The 21,900-nt window shown below is 54.7% G+C and carries 20 protein-coding genes; all 20 read left to right on the forward strand.

The window, feature by feature from the left end; all coding sequences use genetic code 11:
* Positions 1-339: 339 nt before the first annotated feature.
* The 20 genes from addB to recO all read left to right on the forward strand — a co-directional run bounded on the left by addB (position 340) and on the right by recO (position 21,814).
* Positions 340-3,954, forward strand: coding sequence for a helicase-exonuclease AddAB subunit AddB (addB, locus tag SBI19_RS15405; RefSeq protein ID WP_317969680.1), 3,615 nt, complete (start codon positions 340-342; stop codon positions 3,952-3,954).
* On the forward strand, positions 3,935-7,873 hold the full coding sequence (gene addA / locus SBI19_RS15410; RefSeq protein WP_317969682.1) for a helicase-exonuclease AddAB subunit AddA: 3,939 nt from the start codon (positions 3,935-3,937) through the stop codon (positions 7,871-7,873). Before addB ends, addA begins: the two co-directional genes overlap by 20 nt.
* A 41-nt stretch (positions 7,874-7,914) precedes the next feature.
* On the forward strand, positions 7,915-8,526 hold the full coding sequence (locus SBI19_RS15415) for a hypothetical protein (protein ID WP_317969684.1): 612 nt from the start codon (positions 7,915-7,917) through the stop codon (positions 8,524-8,526).
* Between the two features lie 91 nt (positions 8,527-8,617).
* A complete protein-coding gene (locus tag SBI19_RS15420) occupies positions 8,618-9,136 on the forward strand; it encodes a hypothetical protein (RefSeq protein WP_317969686.1) in 519 nt (172 codons plus the stop codon).
* A 206-nt stretch (positions 9,137-9,342) separates the two neighbouring features.
* Entirely contained in the window at positions 9,343-9,699 is a 357-nt protein-coding gene (locus SBI19_RS15425) for a histidine triad nucleotide-binding protein (protein WP_317969688.1), read from the forward strand.
* 83 nt (positions 9,700-9,782) lie between these two features.
* Positions 9,783-9,956, forward strand: coding sequence for a 30S ribosomal protein S21 (gene rpsU / locus SBI19_RS15430; protein ID WP_005547957.1), 174 nt, complete (start codon positions 9,783-9,785; stop codon positions 9,954-9,956).
* Positions 9,957-9,971: 15 nt separating this feature from the next.
* On the forward strand, positions 9,972-10,415 hold the full coding sequence (locus SBI19_RS15435; RefSeq protein ID WP_317969690.1) for a GatB/YqeY domain-containing protein: 444 nt from the start codon (positions 9,972-9,974) through the stop codon (positions 10,413-10,415).
* 161 nt (positions 10,416-10,576) lie between these two features.
* Positions 10,577-11,986, forward strand: a complete 1,410-nt coding sequence (locus SBI19_RS15440; protein ID WP_317969692.1) for an NfeD family protein — start codon at positions 10,577-10,579, stop codon at positions 11,984-11,986.
* A 15-nt stretch (positions 11,987-12,001) separates the two neighbouring features.
* Entirely contained in the window at positions 12,002-12,997 is a 996-nt protein-coding gene (gene floA, locus SBI19_RS15445) for a flotillin-like protein FloA (protein ID WP_317969694.1), read from the forward strand.
* Between the two features lie 5 nt (positions 12,998-13,002).
* Positions 13,003-13,494 carry a hypothetical protein gene (locus SBI19_RS15450; protein ID WP_317969696.1) on the forward strand — a complete coding sequence of 164 codons (492 nt, stop codon included), beginning with the start codon at positions 13,003-13,005 and terminating at the stop codon, positions 13,492-13,494.
* A 150-nt stretch (positions 13,495-13,644) separates the two neighbouring features.
* Positions 13,645-13,920, forward strand: a complete 276-nt coding sequence (yqfC, locus tag SBI19_RS15455) for a sporulation protein YqfC (protein WP_317969698.1) — start codon at positions 13,645-13,647, stop codon at positions 13,918-13,920.
* Between the two features lie 14 nt (positions 13,921-13,934).
* On the forward strand, positions 13,935-15,128 hold the full coding sequence (gene yqfD, locus SBI19_RS15460) for a sporulation protein YqfD (RefSeq protein WP_317969700.1): 1,194 nt from the start codon (positions 13,935-13,937) through the stop codon (positions 15,126-15,128).
* Positions 15,129-15,134: 6 nt separating this feature from the next.
* On the forward strand, positions 15,135-16,106 hold the full coding sequence (locus tag SBI19_RS15465) for a PhoH family protein (protein ID WP_317969702.1): 972 nt from the start codon (positions 15,135-15,137) through the stop codon (positions 16,104-16,106).
* 17 nt (positions 16,107-16,123) lie between these two features.
* Complete coding sequence (locus SBI19_RS15470) at positions 16,124-18,364, forward strand: HD family phosphohydrolase (RefSeq protein ID WP_317969704.1); 2,241 nt, start codon at positions 16,124-16,126, stop codon at positions 18,362-18,364.
* Positions 18,361-18,858 (forward strand): rRNA maturation RNase YbeY, encoded by a 498-nt coding sequence (gene ybeY, locus SBI19_RS15475; protein WP_317969706.1) that lies wholly within the window; start codon positions 18,361-18,363, stop codon positions 18,856-18,858. The genes SBI19_RS15470 and ybeY overlap by 4 nt, the downstream gene beginning before the upstream one ends.
* On the forward strand, positions 18,858-19,220 hold the full coding sequence (locus tag SBI19_RS15480; protein ID WP_317969708.1) for a diacylglycerol kinase: 363 nt from the start codon (positions 18,858-18,860) through the stop codon (positions 19,218-19,220). Before ybeY ends, SBI19_RS15480 begins: the two co-directional genes overlap by 1 nt.
* Positions 19,221-19,268: 48 nt before the next feature.
* Positions 19,269-19,697, forward strand: a complete 429-nt coding sequence (locus SBI19_RS15485) for a cytidine deaminase (RefSeq protein ID WP_317969710.1) — start codon at positions 19,269-19,271, stop codon at positions 19,695-19,697.
* A gap of 51 nt (positions 19,698-19,748) precedes the next feature.
* Positions 19,749-20,678: a GTPase Era gene (era, locus tag SBI19_RS15490; RefSeq protein WP_317969712.1), complete on the forward strand. Its 930-nt coding sequence runs from the start codon at positions 19,749-19,751 to the stop codon at positions 20,676-20,678.
* Positions 20,679-20,824: 146 nt separating this feature from the next.
* Positions 20,825-20,986: a YqzL family protein gene (locus SBI19_RS15495; protein ID WP_317969714.1), complete on the forward strand. Its 162-nt coding sequence runs from the start codon at positions 20,825-20,827 to the stop codon at positions 20,984-20,986.
* A gap of 78 nt (positions 20,987-21,064) precedes the next feature.
* A complete protein-coding gene (gene recO / locus SBI19_RS15500) occupies positions 21,065-21,814 on the forward strand; it encodes a DNA repair protein RecO (protein WP_317969716.1) in 750 nt (249 codons plus the stop codon).
* Positions 21,815-21,900 lie beyond the last annotated feature (86 nt).

A 21,900-nucleotide genomic window follows, 5' to 3' on the forward strand; every position in this document is an offset into this window, starting at 1 on the left:
TGCTTCCGATGCGAGCTTTCCTCCGGAAAGCTTTTAGCTCGCCTTTGTCACTCGGATTGTTACAACTTCTGAATCTATAAAATCAGAACAATCCGAGGACAACAGCGATCGTCAGCATACCCTGACTCGCAGCGGCCCCACGGCGTCAATATCATTCATCTTCTCCGAATCATCCCCAAGCCATCTAATTCCTCTGCACCACCCCAAGTCCCCCATCAAGCCTTTTTCCCAGAATGTACGTTCGACTTCCCTGTGAAATCTATGTCGCAATATGCTAGAATAGAAGTCACTTCATGCCTGATTCTAGGCGTGAAAATGATCGGAAAAAGGTGGATCGAGATGGCGCTGCGATTTGTGCTTGGCCGCTCCGGGGCGGGGAAAACCCGGTACTGCATTGACGAAATACGCGACAAGCTGCGGACGGAGCCCGATGGTCCGCCGCTTATTATGCTGGTGCCGGAACAGGCAACCTTCCAGACGGAATACGAGATGCTAAGAGAGAGCACTCGCCCAGGCACCATCCGCGCCCAGGCGCTCAGCTTCCGGCGTCTCGCCTTTCGCGTAATGCAAGAAACCGGCGGCACAGCGCTTGTGCCGATCGACGAGAACGGCAAGAACATGCTGCTCTACAAGCTGATGCATCGGCTTGCGCCTGAGCTCAAGCTGTTCCAAGGGGCAGGCTCGCAGCCAGGCTTCATCGAGCGGCTCGGAGAGCTGTTGACCGAATGGAAGCGATATGGCGTCGACAGCGGACAGTTGGCGGAAGTGACGAATGCCAATCCCGCTGCAGAGACAGCTGCATCGCCGCTCCTCTCGAACAAAATGCATGATCTCCAGCTGCTCTACCAAGCGCTTGATCTGGAAACGGCGCATCTGTACGCGGATGCGGAGGATTATTTGACCTATCTCGCTCGGGGCTTCGCGCTGAGTCCTGCAGTGGCGGGCGCTGAGATCTGGATCGATGGGTTCCACGGCTTCACGCCGAAGGAATACGAAGCGCTCGCTGCCATTATAGGCGCTTCCTCCAATGTGACGATCGCGCTGACGCTTGATCGTCCTTACGAGGCAGGCGAGCAGCCGCATGAGCTGGAGCTGTTCCATCCAACGGCAGAGACGTACATCAAGCTCCGCGAACTCGCAGAGCTTCATGGCGTCCCAATTACCGAGACGATTACGATGAACAGTTCAGCCCTTCCGCGCTTCGAAGGCAGAGCTGCGCTTGCGCATGCGGAGCGAAGCTACGCGTCTCGCAGACCGATGCCGGCGTCCATCAGTACCGAAGCGATGTTCGACCCTGAGCAGTCTGCTGGTGAGGTATCCCTTCATGCTGCACCTAACCGAAGGACGGAAGCGGAAGCTGCCGTACGCGATATGGTTCGCCGTGCGCGCGAAGAAGGCATGCGCTGGCGCGATATGGCGATCATGGTGCGCAACGCGACCGATTATACCGACTATCTCACTGAGCTGATGCATGATTACGGCATTCCTTATTTCCTTGACCAGAAGCGTACCGCATCGCATCACCCGCTTGTCGAGTTTATTCGTTCGGCGATGGAGACCGTTCTCCATGGCTGGAGCTATGACGCGGTTTGCCGCTGTATGAAGACAGAGCTGCTGTTCCCGGATGGCAGCGAGTCGAGATTGACCCGTGAATCGTTTGACCTTCTCGAAAATTACGCCCTCGCCGCAGGCATCGACGGCTGGCGCTGGTGCGATAAGAAAAGCTGGAGGCCGCTCGTCCGCGAGTCGCTCGACAACGAAGAGGCGGCTGAAGCGAGCAAGAGCGAGCTCGCTCGCTTTCAAGTCGTGCTGGAGGCGCGAGAAGCAATCGTTGCGCCGCTGCAGCGCTTCGGCGATGCGCTCCGCAGCGCGAAGGACGTCCGGTCCATGTGCACGGCACTGTACCGGCTGCTTGAGCTCGCCGACGCCGCTGACAGGCTCGAACGATGGAGCCGTGCGGACGCAGAAGCGGGCCGCGTAAGGCAGTCGCGTTCCCATCGCCAGCTGTGGGATGGCGTCATGTCGCTGCTTGATCAGCTTGTGGAGATGACGGGGGACGAGCAGCTGACACCGGAGCTATTCGCAGGAATGGTGGAGACGGGTCTCGACAGCCTGAAGTTAGCATCGGTTCCGCCGTCGCTGGACCAGGTGTTGATCGGCAGCGTCGATCGGACCCGTTCGGGCGAAGTGAAAGTATGCTACGTGCTCGGAGCGAACGATGGCGTGCTTCCGATGCGGATGCAAGAGGACGGCATTCTAACGGAGCAGGAGCGGGACATGCTGGTGGACCGAGGTCTTCCGCTTGCGCCGAGCGTACGGCGTCGTCTGCTTGACGAACGTTTCATGATCTACAATGCAATCGCTGCGCCAAGCCGTCATCTGTGGATAAGCTATGCGATGGCGGACGAGGAAGGCAAGAGCTTGCATCCGTCTGAACTGATCCGCCATTTGCGCGCCATGTTCCCGCTGCTGCGTGAACGTTCGCTCAGCAGTGAGCCGAATGCAGAGATGAGCCGAGCAGAGCAGCTATCGTTCGTCGTTCGGCCAGCCGCTGTGCTCCCATATTTGAATGCGCAGCTTCGTGCATGGCGTCAGGGTGCGGAGATGGATGCTGTCTGGTGGGATATTTTCAACTGGTTCGCGATTCGCCCAGATTGGCAGGAGCCGCTGAGACAGCGAACCGCCGCGCTTGGTTACACGAATGATGTACAGCCGCTTGATCCTGAGACGGCCAGGCAGCTGTATGGGGAACGTCTGCGGGCAAGCGTTTCGCGAATGGAGCGGTTCGTGTCTTGTCCGTTCCAGCATTTTGCTGTATATGGTCTGCGTCTGGAAGAACGACCGATTTATCGGCTGGAAGCGCCGGATGTCGGGCAGCTCTTCCACGCTGCGCTCAGCCGCATCGCCGATCGTTTCGGCAAACGATGGGGCGCAGTTACCGAGCAGCAGGCGATTGACGTCGTCTCTGAGACGGTGGAGGCGATTGCGCCGCGGCTGCAATCGGAGATACTGCTAAGCAGCGGAAGGCATCGCTATATGCTGGTCAAGCTCAAGGCAATCATTACGCAAGCTGCGATGATGCTGGCCGATCATGCGCGGCGAGCAGCGTTTCATCCCGTTGGGCTAGAGGTCGATTTTGGACCTGAAGGGCACTTGCCTGCGCTGATCATACCAACGCCGGACGGCGGCGAAGTCGAGCTTGTTGGACGTATCGACCGCGTCGATGCCGCCGAGACGGACGAAGGACTGCTCCTTCGTGTCATGGACTACAAGTCGAGCTCGACCAGTCTGCGAATGGAAGAGGTTGCGTTCGGGCTGTCGCTCCAGATGCTTGCCTATCTCGATGTGCTGCTGACGCATGGTGCGGCATGGCTGGGCAGAGAAGTGAAGCCGGCAGGCGTGCTTTATTTCCACGTGCACAACCCGCTGCTCAGCGCATCAGGCGGCATGGACCGCGAAGAAGCGCGGAAGCAGCGGCTGAAGAAGTTCAAGCCGAAGGGACTGCTCGTTGCCGACGAGAACGTCGTACGGCTAATGGATGGCGAACTCGAATCCGGTCATTCGGAAGTACTGCCGCTTGCGATCAAAAAGGACGGATCGTTCTACAGCACCTCATCGGTTTTGGCCGAAGAAGGCTGGGATTCGCTTCGTGTATCAGTGCGGCAGGCTATTGGGCGGATTGGCGGAGCGATCGGCTGCGGCGCAGTCTCGATCTCGCCATATCGAATGGGCGGCAAGTCGCCTTGCACCTTCTGCTCGTACAAGCCGGTCTGCCAATTCGACCCGCTGTATGATGGCAATGAATATGCGAAACTGCCGAAGCTCGGCCGAGATGAGGTATGGTCCGTACTTGGACATCAGCAAAGCGAAGCGAACGATCATGTTCGCGAAACCGCAGCGGCTGCAGAGGCATTCATGACGAGGGGGAACGGGAATGACCGGCGTAACGTTTAGTCCGAAGCCGGAAGGCGCCACTTGGACGGATGACCAGTGGCGTGCTGTATCGGCTGAAGGAAGCAATATACTAGTGGCCGCTGCTGCCGGATCAGGCAAGACGGCGGTACTGGTCGAACGTATTATTCGCAAAATATCGAACGATACCGACGTCGACCGGCTGCTCGTCGCGACGTTCACGAAGGCAGCGGCTTCCGAGATGAAGGAGCGCGTCCGGATCGCCCTCGAAGGCGCGCTCGAACGCAACCCGGAATCGGAGCATCTGCGTCGGCAGCTCGCGCTCATCAATCGTTCATCCATCACGACGCTTCACTCGTTCTGTCTAGACGTGATTCGCAGCTATTACCCGCTGATCGGCCTTGATCCAGGCTTTCGAATGGCAGGCGAGACCGAGAGCGAGCTGCTGCGAATCGATGCGCTGGACGAGCTGTTCGAGCACAAATATGCGGGCGAGGACGCGGACAGCGGCATCTTCATGATGCTGGCCGACCGTTATGGCGGCGAGCGGGGAGATGAGCCGCTGTATCGTCTCGTTCAGAAGCTGTACGATTTCTCGCGAAGCAACCCTTGGCCGGATCATTGGCTGCGCGAGACGGCGGCAAAATTTCGTATTGCAGAGGAATCGTCGCTAGGCGACTCGGAATGGGTAGAGGCTGCCAAAGCGGATGTGCATCTAACCTTAATCGGAGCCGCAGGCCTGTTGGAGCAAGCGCTGGAGCTGACGAGACGGCCTGCTGGCCCTGCGCCATATGCGGACAATCTGTCTGATGATCTGCTGATGGTTTCAAACCTCTTAGGCGTAACGGCAGTTGAGCCTTGGGAGGATTGGGCGGATCGTTTTGCTGCAATCTCCTTCGGCAAACTGAAGAGCATGCGCGGCGATGAATATGATAAGGTGCTGCAGCAGCGGACGAAGGATATCCGCGATAAAGTGAAAGGCTTGCTGTCAAGCGTGATCGACCGTTGGTTCCGTCGTACACCGGAGCAGTATCGGGCCGAACTTGCCGAACTTACGCCAATGATGGAGACGTTGTCCGAGCTTGTTATCGACTTCGCAAGGCGGTATGAGGCGCTGAAGCGCGATAAGGGGCTGCTCGATTTCAGTGACCTCGAGCATGGCTGCTTATCGATTCTTCGTGATGCGAAGTCCACGCCGCACAAGGAACTCCCGTCCGTGGCGGCGCTTGAATACAGAGAACGGTTCGTCGAGATTTTGCTGGATGAATATCAGGATACGAATACGGTGCAAGAAGCGATCGTATCGCTCATCGCGCGGGCGGACAATCGGTTCATGGTCGGCGACGTGAAGCAGAGCATCTATCGGTTCCGTCTGGCAGAGCCGATGTTATTCCTGCATAAATATAAGACCTATACGCCAGCCGACCAGGTCGATAAGCAGACTGACGCTTCGACTCCCAATAACGGAGAACAGGGCGTTCGCATCGATTTAGCCCGTAACTTCCGCAGCCGGAGCGAGGTCGTGGACGGTGTGAACGGCATTTTCCGAGCGGTGATGCGGGAGAGCGTCGGCGAGCTGGAGTATGATGAACGGGCGGAGCTGGTGTGCGGTGCCTCCTATCCGCCGCCAGACATCGCAGGGCGCTGTTCGGCAGAGCTTGTGCTGGTCGATCGCAGCGGTGCCGCGGCAGCTCAGGCAGAGGCAGACGCGTCGGATTCGGACAATGAATCAGAGCACGAGGAAGGAGCGCCGCAGGCAGATGCAGCCGATCTGCAGACTGCACAGCTTGAAGCGCGTGTCATTGCCCGTCGTATTCTCGATCTTATAGCAGAGGGCCATCCTGTATGGGATGGCAAGCGTAAGGAATACCGGCCGCTTCAAATGCGCGATATCGTCATCCTGCTGCGCGCAACGGCGAGCTGGGCGCCTATCCTGATCGAAGAGCTCCAGACGTTCGGAATTCCGGCTTATGCGGAGCTGGGCACGGGATACTTTGACGCAACAGAGGTTGAAGTGATGATGTCGCTGCTGCGCGTCATCGACAACCCGTATCAGGATATCCCGCTGGCAGGCGTGCTGCGTTCTCCGATCTTCGGCTTGACGGCTGCGGATCTAGCCAAAGTGCGAATCGACGCAGGCAGAGGCAGCTTCTACGATGCGGTGCGCCGCGCATCTGCCCAAGCGACTGTCAGAGAGGATATTCGGCTTAAGCTGGAGCGCTTTCTATCCCAGTTGGAGCAGTGGCGCGAGACGGCGAGACAAGGCGCTGTGACCGAGATGCTGGCTGCGTTGTATCGCGAGACAGGTTACTACGACTTCGTCGGCGGATTGCCGGGCGGCTTGCAGCGTCAGGCGAATTTGCGCGCTTTGCTCGACCGGGCGCGTCAATACGAATCGACCTCGTTCCGAGGACTGTTCCGTTTCCTTCGCTTCATTGAGCGCATGCGGGATACGGGCGGAGATCTGGGCACGGCACGAGCGCTAGGCGAGCAAGAGGATGTCGTGCGCATTATGTCGATTCATAAGAGTAAAGGGTTAGAGTTCCCTGTCGTGTTCGTTGCTGGTCTTGGCAAAATGTTCAACATGCAGGACCTGAACGCGCCATTCCTGTTGCACAAAGAACTCGGCTACGGGCCGAAATTCGTCGATGCAGAGCTGCGCGTCAGCTATCCGACGCTTCCTTGCCTTGCGATCGGCCGCAAGATGCGAATGGAGATGCTCGCTGAAGAGATGCGTATTCTGTACGTTGCCCTTACAAGGCCGAAGGAGAAAATGATTCTAGTCGGCACGCTGACCGATGCTGTTGCGAAGCTGGAAGAATGGGCGGGAGCGGTTGACGGCAATGGCAGGCTATCTGACGACCGCCTCGCGGCTGCTCGCTCCTATATCGATTGGATCGGGCCGCTTGCGGCAGGCAGCGGCCTGCTCTCCACGACTACAATCGTGCCGGATGATTCGGCAGACACGTCGTTACAAGCTGCTGACGAATCGATCGCTTCGCTCGACGGACGAACCCCTGTCGATCGTCTGCCGTTAGAGGACTGGAGGTTCGCAGTCATGCCGGCGTCGCTGTTCGCTGAGGAATCGGCTATCGTCGTAGAGACGGATGATGAGCAGGAACGGGAAATGCGCGATCGGATGCAGGCAATCGGCGAGCTGGCGATCATGGAATCATCGGGAGCTGCCGAGGAAGTGGAGCGGCTGCTGTCGTGGCAGTACCGTTATCCTTCAGCGGCATTCGTTCCGGCCAAAACGTCCGTAACGGAAATGAAACGTCTGCATGCTGAGCGCGAGGCGGAAGCCGAGCTGCTTGCACAGCTTCAAGATATGGAACAGCAGCATGCCGCGGTCAGCGATGCAACTGATACCGACGCTACAGAGCGTGCTTCATACACCTTCCGGCTGCGCAGGCCTCGTTTCATGGAGGAGAATGCACTTACCGCTGCGGAACGCGGCACGGCGAGCCATTTGCTTATGCAGCACGTCCCGCTGGACAAGCCTGTGACGCAGGCGTCTCTGCAGTCGTTGGTGGATGATTTGATCGCGCGCCGGATTATGACGGTCAAGCAGGCGGAGGCGATCTTGCTGGAGCCTGTTGTCGAGCTGTTCGCCAATCCGCTTGGTCAGCGAATGCTGCGTGCGGAGTGGGTGAAGCGGGAAGTGCCGTTCAGCTGCACGTTCCCGGCGTCCCGCATCTATGGCGCTCAAGCTGAAGGCTCGGAAGACGAGCCTATTCTTATACAGGGCGTTGTGGACTGCCTGTTCCGTGATCAAGATGGGATCGTACTGCTTGACTACAAGACGGATCAGGTATATTCGGAGCAGTGGGACAGTGCGGCGGAGAAGCATCGATTCCAGCTGGAGCTTTATGCGGAAGCGCTTGAGCTGTCGCTTGGACTGCCGATTCAGGAGAGCTATGTTCACTTCCTGAGCGGAGGCGTGACGGTTCGATTGCGTTAGGTTATACGGTTTGAACACGGAAATGACGGAGGTTTTTACAAGTGGAAATGGAAACGCCGAAGAAACGTTCTTTCACTGTGCCAGTGCTGCTCATCCTGCTGACGTTCAGCTTGATCGGCAACGTATTCTTTTACTCGCAGAATCTGCAGAACGGACAAGACAAGAAACAAAGTGACGGACAGGCGATCATCAACCATGGTCTGGCAGCTAAGGCGCATGTGGATGCCGCATTGAACGCGCTGGGCGGGTTCGAGACATCGACGACTGCCGATCGTGCAGCGCTGCTGTACAAGCTCGGCCAAGCGTCTGCAGGCCAAGCAGATCTGTTTAAATTCATTGAGGATGCTCGAACCCATACCGTATCTCCATCCATTACGGACGAAGACAGTTTGAAGGCGCTTCAAGCATTGAACAGCCAATTCGCTGCTATTGGCGCAATGACAGGCGAGCTCGCCGCAGCGGATAAAGAAGCGATCCAATCGTTGCAGTCGCTGTATGCCAAGCTGAAAGATCAGCTTGCATCGTTCCAACTTGAGAGCGGGGACAAACTGGTGGAGATGTCCGTGTTAACCGGGGGCAGCTGGGTCGATTCAGGCCTCGCCCTCGAACAGGCGATTGTAGAAGCGCAGTCCCATACCGCTTCCAACAAGTAAGCAAAGCAGAGAAAAAGGGCGCACCAAGCGCCAATCAGTAGCCAAACGCCTACTTCTGCATACATTGTAGGAGACAGGAGGGTGAACTGACATGGAGCTTGGTAAATTGGGTCAAAAACAGGCACCGGCCAAAACAGAAGCCGCGGCTAAGCCGGAAACGGCAGCGAAGCAGGATACTGCTGTGAAGCCTAGCGCTGCTGCGAAGCCTGGAGCCGTCTTGAAGCAGCCGACAGGTGTGAAACAGCTGACGGCGCCAGTACCTGCGCTGCCGCAAGTAACAGCGCCTGCAGCAGGCGACAAAACGGAAATGAAGCATTGGTGCAAGCATCATGTGCATCGTTATGTACTTGCGCGGACGTACAACGGCTGGTGCGTGGACGGTATCATCGAACATATCGATGATCAATTCGTATGTCTGGCTGTGCCGTGTGGTGTCGTCTATGTGGATTCCCGCGGATTTTCGCCGTTTGGCGGACCGTTTGGCGGACCATTCGGAGGGCCGATCGGCGCGCCGTTTTATCCATACCCGTACTACCCGCGCCGCCGCTTTATTCGGCAGACGCTGCCGCTCGCCGCGCTGGTGGGGCTGTCTGTGCTGCCATTCTTTTGACAGTATCGAACGGCATGGCGCCTTGGATGCATCCTTCCACGCGAGGATCTGGCATGCATCTGGCGCCGAACGTTTGCAGACGATTGGACGAGCTGTTCCGAATTCGATATGATGGAATTATTGTACAAGCAGAGGTTGTTCAAGCGACTAAGAACCGAACGTGTTGAAAACGTACATAACGCCTTCGGGCTGAGAGGGTGTAGAAGATGAGTTGTATTTTTTGCAAAATTGTAAACGGCGAGCTGCCATCGCGTAAAGCATATGAAAGTGATACGGTTGTCGCTTTTCATGACATTACGCCGCAAGCGCCAGTTCATGTCATCATCGTTCCGAAGAAGCATATCGATACGATGAATGAAGTCGAGATCGGTGCGGATGATGCCGTTATCGCTGAGCTGTTTAAGGCCGCACGTCAGATCGCTCGAGAGCTTGGCATTGCCGAATCGGGTTATCGACTAGTCAACAATTGCAACGCGGATAGCGGAATGGAAGTTAGTCACTTGCATATCCATATACTAGGCGGCCGAAAATTGGGTACAATTGTTTCGCGCCTAGAAAGTTGACACTGCCTTTCCTTATCCTCTATAATGAAATTTGATTACGGTGAAATGCTCTGGACGGTCTGTTTCGGAGGGAGGGAAAACTGGTGTCTGAAACGAAAGTTCGCAAAAACGAGACTATCGATGCTGCACTCCGCCGCTTCAAGCGCTCCATCGCAAAGGACGGCGTTCTTGCTGAGGTTAAGAAGCGCAAGCATTACGAGAAGCCAAGCGTGAAACGCAAGAAGAAGTCCGAGGCTGCGCGGAAAAGAAAGTTTTAGGAGGATCATGTCCCAATGAACCTTAGCGAAAGATTGAACGACGATATGAAGCAAGCGATGAAAGACAAGGACAAGTTTAAACTTACTACGATTCGCATGATTCGTTCGTCCATCAAGAATGCGGAGATTGATTTGAAGCGTTCCTTGGAGGATAGCGAAGTGCTTGATATACTGAGTCGTGAAATCAAACAACGTAAAGATTCCCTCCAAGAATTTAATAAAGCCGGCCGCGATGACCTTGCTAAAGATGTTGCCGCAGAGATCGATATTATTGGTGTATACCTTCCCGAGCAGCTGACAGAAGAAGAAATCAAGTCAATTGTACTGCAGACCATCCAGGAAACCGGTGCTTCTTCGAAAGCGGAAATGGGAAAAGTCATGACCGCACTTATGCCTAAGGTAAAAGGGCGTGCAGATGGTAAACTGGTAAACACGATTGTGCAACAATCCTTGCAATAAATTCATACGGACACATAAACACTCCCTCGTTAGAGGGGGTGTTTTTTCTGATTTTCTCGTATAATAACAATGCGTACATACAACATCTGTAAAATAACGCAACGAAAGGCCTAGTTGTGCGTATGCATCTGTAAACGGAAGTAAGGGGGAGGCATCGTCATTTGTATGTTCGAAACCTGAAAGTAAGCAACAATCCGCTGCTGCGCTGTGCTGTTCTGATGTTAATGGTTATCGTTATGCTCCCGTGGCTGCTCGTTACGTCAGCTTCGGCAGCAGCCGCTGACGAGCAGACGAAACCGGTATCCGCTGCAGGTGGAGCCGTGTACATCGTAGAAGCGAAGAAAACCGTTGAAGCGGGACTGGAGTCATTCCTAAAGCGTGCCTACAAGGAAGCAGTTGAGGCGAATGCGGAACGCGTTGTGTTAGTCCTCAACACATTCGGCGGGCGGGTCGATAGTGCGGAAGGCATTGGAGAGCTGATTCGTACGAGCAAAGTGCCAACGACTGTGTTCGTCGAAGGCAAGGCCGTATCAGCCGGCACGTACATTGCTCTTAATGCCGAACACATTGTCATGCAGCCCGGAAGCACGATTGGCGCCGCGGCTGTCGTGGATGGATCAGGAGAGTTGATCGATAATCCCAAGACGATTTCCTTCTGGACAGGCGAGATGATGGAAGCTGCTCGTCTGCATGGTCGAAATCCAGATTATGCAGCAGCGATGACGGATGTGAATGCTTCTATCGAATTGAAGGAGATTGGGCGGAACAAAGCGAGCGGAGACATATTGACGCTGACCGCGACCGAAGCAGAGAAAGCGGGTTACGCCGATCATGTAGCAGACAGTGTACAAGATACGATTCAGTGGCTCGGACTTGAAGGACGTACCCAGATTCCGATTGAACCATCTTGGGCTGAGAATGTTGCGTCTTGGCTTACCTCGCCAGTCATTGTTACGCTGCTGCTCATTCTTGGTATCGCAGGCATCGCCATTGAGATGCTGATGCCAGGCTTCGGCGTTCCAGGCATCATCGGAATTGCATCGTTCATATTGTTCTTCTTCGGTCATTATGTTGCGGGCTTTGCCGGTCAAGAATCTGTTCTGCTATTCGTTCTCGGGCTCGTATTGCTCGTCTCTGAGCTGTTTATCCCGAGCTTCGGCATTCTGGGTACCCTTGGCGCCATCTCGCTTGTATCAGGCGTTGTGACCGCCTCGCACGATGCGGTTACCGCGCTATATGCTCTGCTTATCGCGTTTGTCGCAGCAACCATTATTGTGTATGTTATGGCGAAGAAATTCAGTCATCGAGGCATTTGGAACAAATTTATTCTTCGCGACAAGCTGTCCACCGAGCAGGGATATGTCTCGAACCCGTCCCGCGATACGCTGGTTGGACGAACGGGCATTACGCTGTCGCCGCTCCGACCAGCTGGCGCTGTCGATCTCGACGGCGAGAGATTGGATGTTGTAACCGATGGCCGATTTATAGGGGCTGGCATATCGGTCGTCATCGTAACCGTGGAAGGCGCGAGAATCGTCGTCAAGGAAACTAACCCATCCCATAACGAATAAAAAGGAGTTGTATGCATGGATCCACAAATCGTCACCTTGCTTATCATCGCGGTCGTTGTTATTTTTGTGATCATTTTCCTTAGCTTCTTCCCGATCATGCTCTGGATATCCGCATTTGCATCGGGCGTGCGCATCAGCATCATTACGCTTGTAGCAATGCGTCTTCGCCGCGTTGTACCGAGTCGGATCGTTAACCCGCTTATCAAAGCGACCAAGGCTGGATTGGGACTAAACATTAACCAGCTGGAAAGTCACTTCCTCGCAGGCGGTAATGTCGACCGCGTCGTCAATGCGCTTATCGCTGCAGAGCGTGCCAACATTCATCTAGTGTTCGAACGTGCGGCAGCAATCGATCTCGCCGGTCGTGACGTGCTTCAAGCCGTGCAGATGAGCGTCAATCCACGTGTCATCGAGACGCCTATCGTTGCTGCTGTAGCGAAAGACGGTATCGAAGTGAAGGTCAAAGCGCGTGTAACCGTACGTGCGAATATTGAGCGTCTCGTCGGCGGTGCGGGCGAAGAAACGATCATCGCTCGCGTTGGCGAGGGTATCGTTACAACGGTAGGTTCGTCGAACTCGCATAAGGATGTCCTTGAGAATCCGGATATGATCTCGCGCACGGTGCTTGGCAAAGGACTCGACGCAGGTACGGCATTCGAAATTCTCTCGATCGATATCGCGGACGTAGACGTAGGCAAGAATATCGGGGCGCATCTGCAGACGGAGCAAGCGGAAGCAGACAAGCGAATTGCGCAAGCGAAGGCCGAAGAACGCCGCGCGATGGCAGTCGCGCAAGAGCAGGAAATGAAGGCGAAAGTTGTCGAAATGCGCGCGCGCGTCGTTGAATCGGAATCGCAGGTGCCGCTTGCGATGGCTGATGCCTTGAAGAGCGGCAAGATCGGCGTAATGGATTACATGAATCTGAAGAACATTGAAGCAGATACGCAAATGCGCAGCTCGATCGGCAAGCCGGATGTATCTAGCAGTCCGAATGACGATCAGAAGGCGTAGCTCCTATGGAGAAGCTGATTGATTTTCTTATCGATAACATTTACATCGTCCTCGTACTTGGAGGCTTCCTGCTGTCAGCGATCGGCAAGATGAGAGGCGGCAATAACAGACAGCCACGGCAGATGCCGCCATTCGGCAGCGGCGAATGGCAATCGCCAAGCGATGTTCGCCCTGCATCGGCGAATCATACACCGGCAGGACGGCCCAACTGGGATGACGACGAGGAAGATGAAGACTATAAAGAATATTCACCATATGCCGCAAGCGAACCACCCGAGCAAGAGGCGTCTGCTAGGTCCGTCGATCGGGCGGTATCAGCAGCACCTGCAGCACCGCGAAGATCGCAGGCTGCAGCCAGCGACACGCCCCACGTTGCTGTCTCTGATGCGTCTTCACGCCCGCAACAGGAGTTGTCTGCAGTTGCGCTGCGACAGGCGGTTATCTGGTCCGAAGTGCTTGGGCCGCCGCGTGCCAAACGTGCATGGCGTAACAAATAGCACACCGTCTAATTGCAACACCGGTCGCCGATTACTGGCGCCGGTGTTTTTTTGTTCCGAAAATACCGTTACATCATGGAGGTTCGCTTCATATTCGGGCTTCGATGCGCATAGGTTGGTAAAGTACGGGAGGAGGGAGCTGATACCGCTATGCGTCGAATGAACCGCAGATTACAGAAGTGGACGGCGAACCTGTTGGAGCTTCCTCAGGATGTTGTATATGACCTTCCGCGTTTGACGATGATCGGCGACCGGCAGCTCTATATTGAGAACCATCGCGGCGTGCTTCATTTCTCCAGCGACCGGCTTCGTCTTGCGCTCAGCAAGGGCGAACTTGAGGTGACCGGCGAGGACTTGGTCATTCGGACGATCTGGACGGAGGAAGTGTTCGTTGAAGGGGTCATTAAGCATATTGAAGTACGTTGAAAGGAGCGACCGGCATGAAGGGGACATGGATGCACTGGGTGAAAGGCATCGTCACGGTGCGGGCGCGAGGGGGCGAGCTGGAATCATTCGTCAACCAGGCGCTTCAAGGCGGCCTTACGCTGTGGTCGATTAGACGGACAAGCGAGGGACAATTGGAATTCGAGACGACGGTGGGACATTTTTTCCGTCTTCGTCCCTACTTGAAGCGGACAAGCTGTCGCATTCATGTAACGGGCAGAAACGGCATGCCGTTCTGGATACTGAAGGTGCGGCGCCGCGTCTTTTTCGGTGTCGGACTTTTGTTGTTTTTTGTCGGATTGTATTTGCTCTCCTCTCTTGTGTGGAACGTCCAGGTGTCCGGCAATATTCGTATATCGGACGAGCAGATTCTTAAGGCTGCGGAGGCAGAGGGTATCCGCCAAATGCAATGGTCGTTCAAGCTGGATGATCCGCAAGTATTGTCCAAACGGATCGCTGCAAGGCTGCCGGATGCCTCGTGGGTCGGCGTTGAGAAGAAGGGGACTTCAATCATCATCAATATCGTAGAGTCGACGAAGCCTAATCAAGGCCCGCTGCTAAGTCCTAGACATCTCATCGCAACGGATGATGCTGTAGTTACGGACATCCAAGCGGATGCAGGCCGACCGGTGGTCAAGCGCAATATGCGCGTGAAGAAAGGCGATATCCTCATTTCCGGTTCGCTGGGCGATGAGACCAACATACAGACGGTCATAGCCAAGGGGAAAGTGCGCGGTCTTGTATGGCATGAATACAACATCGTTTCTCCTCTGACGGAAAAGGTTAAAGTATATACAGGAGAATCGACAACGAAGTGGCATGTTGTCGCAGGAGGACGAGCGCTGCAGGTCAGCGGTTTCGGTAAAACCTCTTATTCGGACTTCGAAGTAGTGCAAAGGGAGGAGCAGTTGTCCTGGCATGGGATTAAGCTCCCATTCGGCAGAATGAAGGAGTCGGTACTTGAGGTCCGGTTGGATGAACGGAAGTTGACGGAGGAAGAGGCCGTAACGAAGGGAATACAGCAGGCCAAGGCCGATTTGATGACGAAAGCTGGGACAGACGCGGTTATTGTGGCGGAAAAACTTTTGCATGAAAAGACGGACAATGGTAAAGTTTATTTGAAAGTGCTTTTGGAAGTCGAACAATCTATTGTGACCGAAATGCCAATCGTGAGTACGCAAGGAGAATGAGTCTATTTGCACAATGAGACGAAATCGGTAAAATTAACGCTGCGCAACGCAGCGGAAGGTCTTGCAGTATTCGGTCCTCAGGATCGATACTTGCGGCTGATCGAAGGACAGATGAGTGCTTCGATTCAATCGCGCGAAGCGGAGATTGTTATCCACGGCGAAGCGGCGGAGGTCGAATCGCTGGAGCAGCTGTTCAGTGTTCTGCTGCAATTGATTCGCGGCGGATTCACGCCGACGGAGCGGGATGTTACGTATGCGCTGGAGCTGGCGCGTTCGCTGCAAGCCGATCAGCTGCTTGATTTGCTGACATATACGATTACAACGACGTATAAAGGCAAGCCGATTCGCGTGAAGACGATCGGCCAACGTCATTACATCAAGACGATCAAGAAGAAGGATATCGTATTCGGTATCGGTCCTGCCGGCACCGGTAAGACGTATCTAGCGGTCGTGCTAGCCGTTGCGGCGCTGAAGGAAGGCGCTGTCAAACGCATTATGCTTACGCGTCCTGCTGTTGAAGCAGGCGAGAATCTGGGCTTCCTGCCCGGTGATCTGCAGGAGAAGGTCGATCCTTACTTGCGTCCGTTGTATGACGCTTTGCATGATGTGCTGGGACTTGAGCAGACGACGAAGCTGTTCGAGCGCGGCATGATCGAAGTGGCACCGCTTGCTTACATGCGGGGGCGGACGCTTGACGATTCGTTTATCATTCTCGACGAAGCACAAAATACGACACCCGAGCAGATGAAAATGTTTCTAACGCGTCTTGGCTTCGGCTCCAAGATGGTTATAACAGGTGACGTGACACAGATTGACCTGCCAAGGGGCAAGAAGAGCGGTCTCATCGAAGCTTCTCGCATTCTCCAAGGCATAGATGAAATCGGATTTATTACCTTCTCTGAGCAGGATGTCGTACGTCACACCTTGGTACAGAAAATTATAACGGCTTACAACCACGACGCGGAAAACCAAGCATAGAGAGGATTGTACGCTGCATGAACCGAAACAAGGACAACCGTCAGAATCATCGGACGAGAACGACAGGCTGGAAGCAGAGCGCGGGCGTACGCTACGCGCTGCTTTTTCTGTTCATGCTGCTGTTCTATTTCAACTTCTCTCCTTATCTCGTACCGCAAACCTACAATGTAATGAAAGGCGCGGTCAGTGAGAAGACGATTGAAGCGCCGAAGCAAATATTCGATGAGAAAGCGACGCTGCAAGCGCAGGAGAAAGCCGCAGATGCAGTGGAACAGATCTATACGTTCGTCGCGCTCCGCGGCGATCAGTTGGCGGACCAGATTTTCACCCGTATGGATCAGTTGAATATGGATGATGGTGTCACGACGGAAGAGAAGATCGAAATCTATCGGAATGAAATTCCGCGCAAATATGATGAATACCTCGAGCAGTACGCGAAGTCGAATCGTGGTCTTGGTTCGTACAACGATACGCTGCTCGACGAGATGCTGCAGACCGCGAAGGGACAGAAGTACGCGATTCCAGAGGAAACGTACTATAAGCTTCCTAAGCTGACGCAGGATCAAATGTCCGAGATGCGCACTGTCGCAATGGAAACCGTTCGCAAGTTGATGGGCGAACAGCTGCGCGATGCGGAGACAGCGCGTGCGCGCGTATCCGAGCTCGTCAACACGAGCACATTGACCGATCGGACTGCGCGAGAGATCGTGCAGGAGCTGGCGCGGTATGCGATCATGCCGAACAAGTTCTTCGATAAAGAAGCGACCAACGAAGCGAAAGCGAATGCGCGCGAGCTGACGCAGCGCGTCACGATTCCTGAAGGGGAAGTGATCGTTGCCAAAGGCGAGATGATTACGGCCGAGAAGTACGAATTGCTTGAGAATGCAGGTCTTCTTCAAGACAAAAAGACGTACTGGCCGCAGCTCGGATCGTTCCTGCTCTCCGTGTTGTTCGTCGTCATTCTCTTTAATTTCATGGCGCAATCCGGCGGCATAAGCGGTGCGAAGCCGAAGTATGGCAATCCGCAATTGCTCATGCTGCTGCTTATCTTCGTTCTCAATTTGACGATGATGCAGATCGTCAGCTTGCCGCAGACGGCCGAAACGTCATACGTCGGCTATCTAGCTCCTGTTGCTACAGGGACGATGCTTATCGCCCTCCTGCTGGATATGCAAGTTGCCATCGTCAGCTCATTCTTGTTCGCGATTGCGGGCAGCATCATATTCAATGCCAGCCACGAGCGGCTGTTCGATTTCGATTACGGCTTCGTTATTGCTGTCGTATCGTTCTCGGCGATCTTTGCCGTCCATCGTGCAAGCCAGCGCTCCACGATTCTTAAAGCCGGCATTATGGCGAGCTTATTCGGGGCGTTGTCCGTATTAGCCATTCAATTGCTCGGTGAGAAAATCGATGAAAGCCAGCTGCTGTACGCTACCGGCTTCGCATTCGCCAGCGGATTGATCACCGCTGTTCTCGTTATCGGTATTATGCCGTTCTTCGAAGTGTCGTTCGGCATTCTATCTGCGCTGAAGCTGATCGAATTGTCGAGTCCGAACCATCCGCTTCTGCGCAAGCTTCTGACGGAAACTCCTGGTACCTACCATCACAGCGTCATGGTAGGCAACTTGTCCGAGGCGGCCGCTGAGGCAATCGGAGCGGACGGTCTGCTCTGCCGGGTCGGATCGTTCTACCACGATATCGGGAAGACGAAGCGGCCGAACTATTTTATCGAGAATCAGACGAACATCGAGAATCCGCATGATTCGATCGAGCCGAAGCTGAGCAAATCGATTATCGTTGCGCATGCGCGGGACGGCGTCGAGATGCTGCGCGGATATAACATTCCGCGTCCGATTCGCGATATTGCAGAGCAGCATCACGGAACGACGTTCCTGAAATATTTTTACCACAAGGCATTGAAGCAAGCGGAGGAACAAGGCGTCGAACCGGATTTCACGGCGGACGACTTCCGTTATCCGGGACCGAAAGCGCAATCGAAGGAAGCTGCGATTGTCGGCATTGCCGACTGTGTAGAGGCTGCGGTTCGCAGCTTGCGGAAGCCGACGATGGAACAGATCGAAACGATGATCCACAAGATTATTAAAGACCGTCTGGATGATAACCAATTCAACGAGTGCGATCTGACGATGAAGGAGCTCGATAAAATCGCGCAGACGCTTAAGGAAGCGGTCATCGGCATTTTCCACTCGCGGATCGAATATCCAGAAGACGTCAAACCGAAGGAGCGGCTGGCATGAGCTTGCAATTGGATTGGAGCAATGAGCAATCGAAGATCGAAATTCCTGAAGCCTGGATTACCCGTCTGGAGCAGCTGCTCCAGATCGCTGGAGAGCAAGAAGGAATTACAGAAGGTGAAGTGTCGCTTACGTTCGTCGACGATGAAGAAATTCATCGGCTGAACCGAGAGTTTCGTAACATTGACCGTCCTACCGACGTCCTGTCGTTCGCGATGCAGGAGGAAGGCGAAGAAGAGCCGGAGATCGTCTTCGAGGTCGTATCGGAGGATGAGCAGGATCCGTTCTCGGGCATGCTTGGCGACATTATCATTTCGACTGAGCGCGCGAAGCTGCAGAGCGAAGACTACGGCCATTCTTTGGAGCGCGAGATAGGCTTTCTGTTCGTGCATGGCTTCCTGCATCTGATCGGTTATGACCATCAGGATGCAGAAACCGAAGCTGAGATGACGGCCAAGCAAGAAGCGGTGCTGCAGAAGGCCGGTCTGCCGCGTTAATGCGGCGGTTCCTCAAGAGCCTGCGCGCTGCGACTGCAGGAATCGGATATGCAATACGCACGCAGCGGCACGTGCGTATTCATCTGACAGCAGCGTTGCTCGTATCAGCGGCTGCCATATGGCTGGAGCTGAAGGCGATTGAATGGGCGCTGCTGCTCGTCCTGTTCGCGCTCGTTATCGCGCTTGAGATCGTCAATACGGCGATAGAACTGACGATCGACCGCATCGGGCTCGAGCGGCATCCGCTCGCCAAGGCAGCGAAGGATACGGCGGCAGGCGCTGTTCTCGTCGCAGTCCTGTTCGCGATCGGGGTCGGCTTGCTGCTGCTGGGCCCGCCGATGTGGCATCGGCTGTTCGGTTGATAACGCTGACTCGATATTCGATGCAATTAGCCAGGGAGGTCTGGATGCATGTCTGAAGCGGCAAACAGGCTGCAACGATGGGGCGATTTGATGAATGCGGCGCGTGAGGCTCGTAGTCGAGCTTACGTGCCGTATTCCCATTTTCAAGTCGGTGCAGCATTATTGGATCAAGAAGGCCGTATTCACCACGGCTGCAATGTGGAGAACGCCGCTTACGGGCCTACGAACTGCGCAGAGCGGACGGCGTTGTTCCGTGCAATTGCCGACGGCTGCAAGCCGGGGACGTTTCAAGCCATTGCCGTTATCGGCGATACGGAAGGCCCTATTGCGCCGTGCGGCGTGTGCCGCCAAGTGCTGCTGGAGCTGTGCGGGCCTGACATGCCCGTCGTGATGGGCAATCTGCAGGGCGACCGAACGGTCATGACGGTCGGCGAATTGCTGCCTGGCGCGTTCTCGGCGGCTGATTTGAACAAATGAACGTATAATAGAGTAAGCTAAGCAGAGCAAGCATAGAAGGAGTATCAATTGATGAAACAATCGAATCAAACCGAACAACGCGGTAAGCGCAAATTTCATTCTGGCTTCGTAGCCATTGTCGGACGGCCGAATGTCGGCAAGTCGACGCTTATGAATCACATTATCGGACAGAAAATTGCGATCATGTCGGACAAGCCGCAGACGACGAGGAACAAGATTCACGGCGTCTACACGAAGGATGACAAACAGATCGTTTTCCTCGATACGCCTGGTATCCACAAGCCGCAGTCGAAGCTCGGCAACTACATGGTGAAGTCGGCCATTAGCGCACTGGAAGAGGTGGAAGCTGCCCTATTCTTGATCGACGTGTCGGAAGGTCTTGGCGGCGGCGATCGTTTCATTATTGAGCAGTTGAGCAAGGTCAAGAATACGCCAGTATTTCTTGTTATGAACAAGATCGATAAAGTTGACCCGGAGACGCTGCTGAAGACAATCGTCCAGTACAAAGACTTGTATGATTTCGCAGAAATCGTCCCGATCAGCGCCCTGCAGGGCAATAACGTTGAGACGCTTCTGGATCAGATCGGCAAATATTTGCCGGAAGGACCGCAGTACTATCCTGCTGACCAGATCACCGACCATCCGGAGCAGTTCGTTGTCGCAGAGCTGGTTCGCGAGAAAATCCTTCATCTGACGCGCGAGGAGATTCCGCACTCGATTGCTGTGCAGATCGAAGATATGCGCGTGCAGGAGAATGGCGTCGTCTACATTGGCGCCGTCATCTTCGTCGAACGCGATTCGCAGAAGGGCATTATCATCGGCAAGCAAGGCGCCCTGCTGAAGGAAGTCGGGAAGAAGGCGCGGCGCGACATCGAGACGCTGCTTGGCTCCCGCACATTCCTTGAGTTGTGGGTCAAGGTGAAGAAGGATTGGCGCAACCAAGAGCGCGTACTGAAGGATCTTGGCTTCCAGAACGACTGATCAGCGTTAGGTCGTTTCGGATGATGCAAACAGCATCTGCTGCGATTGACGAATTTTGACAAGGATACGTATTCCCCATTTATCGCAAGCTATGGTTGTCAGGCAACCTTAAGCGATTTCTGGCAGGGCGGAAAGGGTGAATACGTATGCGAGATTTTTCGTGGAAGTATTTTTCGTTGACCGGCAACGTCGACGCGTTTTTGCTCTACAAGGAAATGCACCAGCTTAGCGAGAACAATTCCGCAGATGATGCAGCCTCCCTCGACATGCAGGAGAACGAGGAGGAAGGAGCGGCTGCACCCGTGTAGGGTGGCAGTTGTGGTGCGTCGCGTTAATTGCTCCTGAACTGGCGCAGGGCGAATGCCTGCGATGGGAGAAGATAGGGGATGCTGTACCGAACCTGCGCCATCATTATTCGAAGTATGGATTATGGGGAAGGCAACAAAATCGTTACCCTGCTGACGGAGGGCGGCGGCAAGGCGGGTGTCATCATTCGCGGTGCGAAGAAGGCCAGAAGCCGTCACGGTTCGCTCGCCCAGCCGTTTACATACGGGGAATTCGTGTATTTCAAAGGAAACAGCGGTCTTGGGACGTTAAATCATGGTGAGATTATGGAATCTCACCATTTGCTGCGCGAGCGGCTGGAGCTGGCTGCATACGCGTCGTACGCTGCGGAGCTGACGGATCGAAGCCTGCAGGACGATGAGGCTGATCCGTTCCTATATGTCCAATTGAAGGCGTGTTTCGAGGCGCTGCAGGCGGATAAGGATCCGCAGATCGTGAGCCATCTGTATGAGATGAAAGTATTGCAGCGCGCCGGCTACGATCCGCAGCTGGATCACTGCGTGTCGTGCGACACGGAGGAAGCGCCATTCCTGCTGAGCGTTGGAAGCGGCGGCGTATTATGCAGACGATGTGCGCATCGCGATCCATACGCGATTCGGCTAAGCGATGGAACGCTCAAGGTGCTGCGGTTGTTCCGCAAGCTTGACCTACGGCGCTTAGGCAGCATTGCCTTGAAGCTGGAGACGAAGCAAGAGGTGAAGAAAGTGATGCGCCGCTTGCTGGATTCGCACCTCGGATTGCAGTTGAAATCCAGGAATTTTCTCGACCAGATGGATAAATACGAGATATAACGGCACGGATAGGCTAATATGGAAGGGATGTTCGGAAATCGCGAACATCTCTTTCTTTTTTGAGCGTAAATGGATGAATTCGATTA

Source organism: Paenibacillus sp. CCS19 (assembly GCF_033239625.1).
In the GTDB taxonomy this organism is placed as follows: Bacteria; Bacillota; Bacilli; order Paenibacillales; family Paenibacillaceae; genus Paenibacillus_T.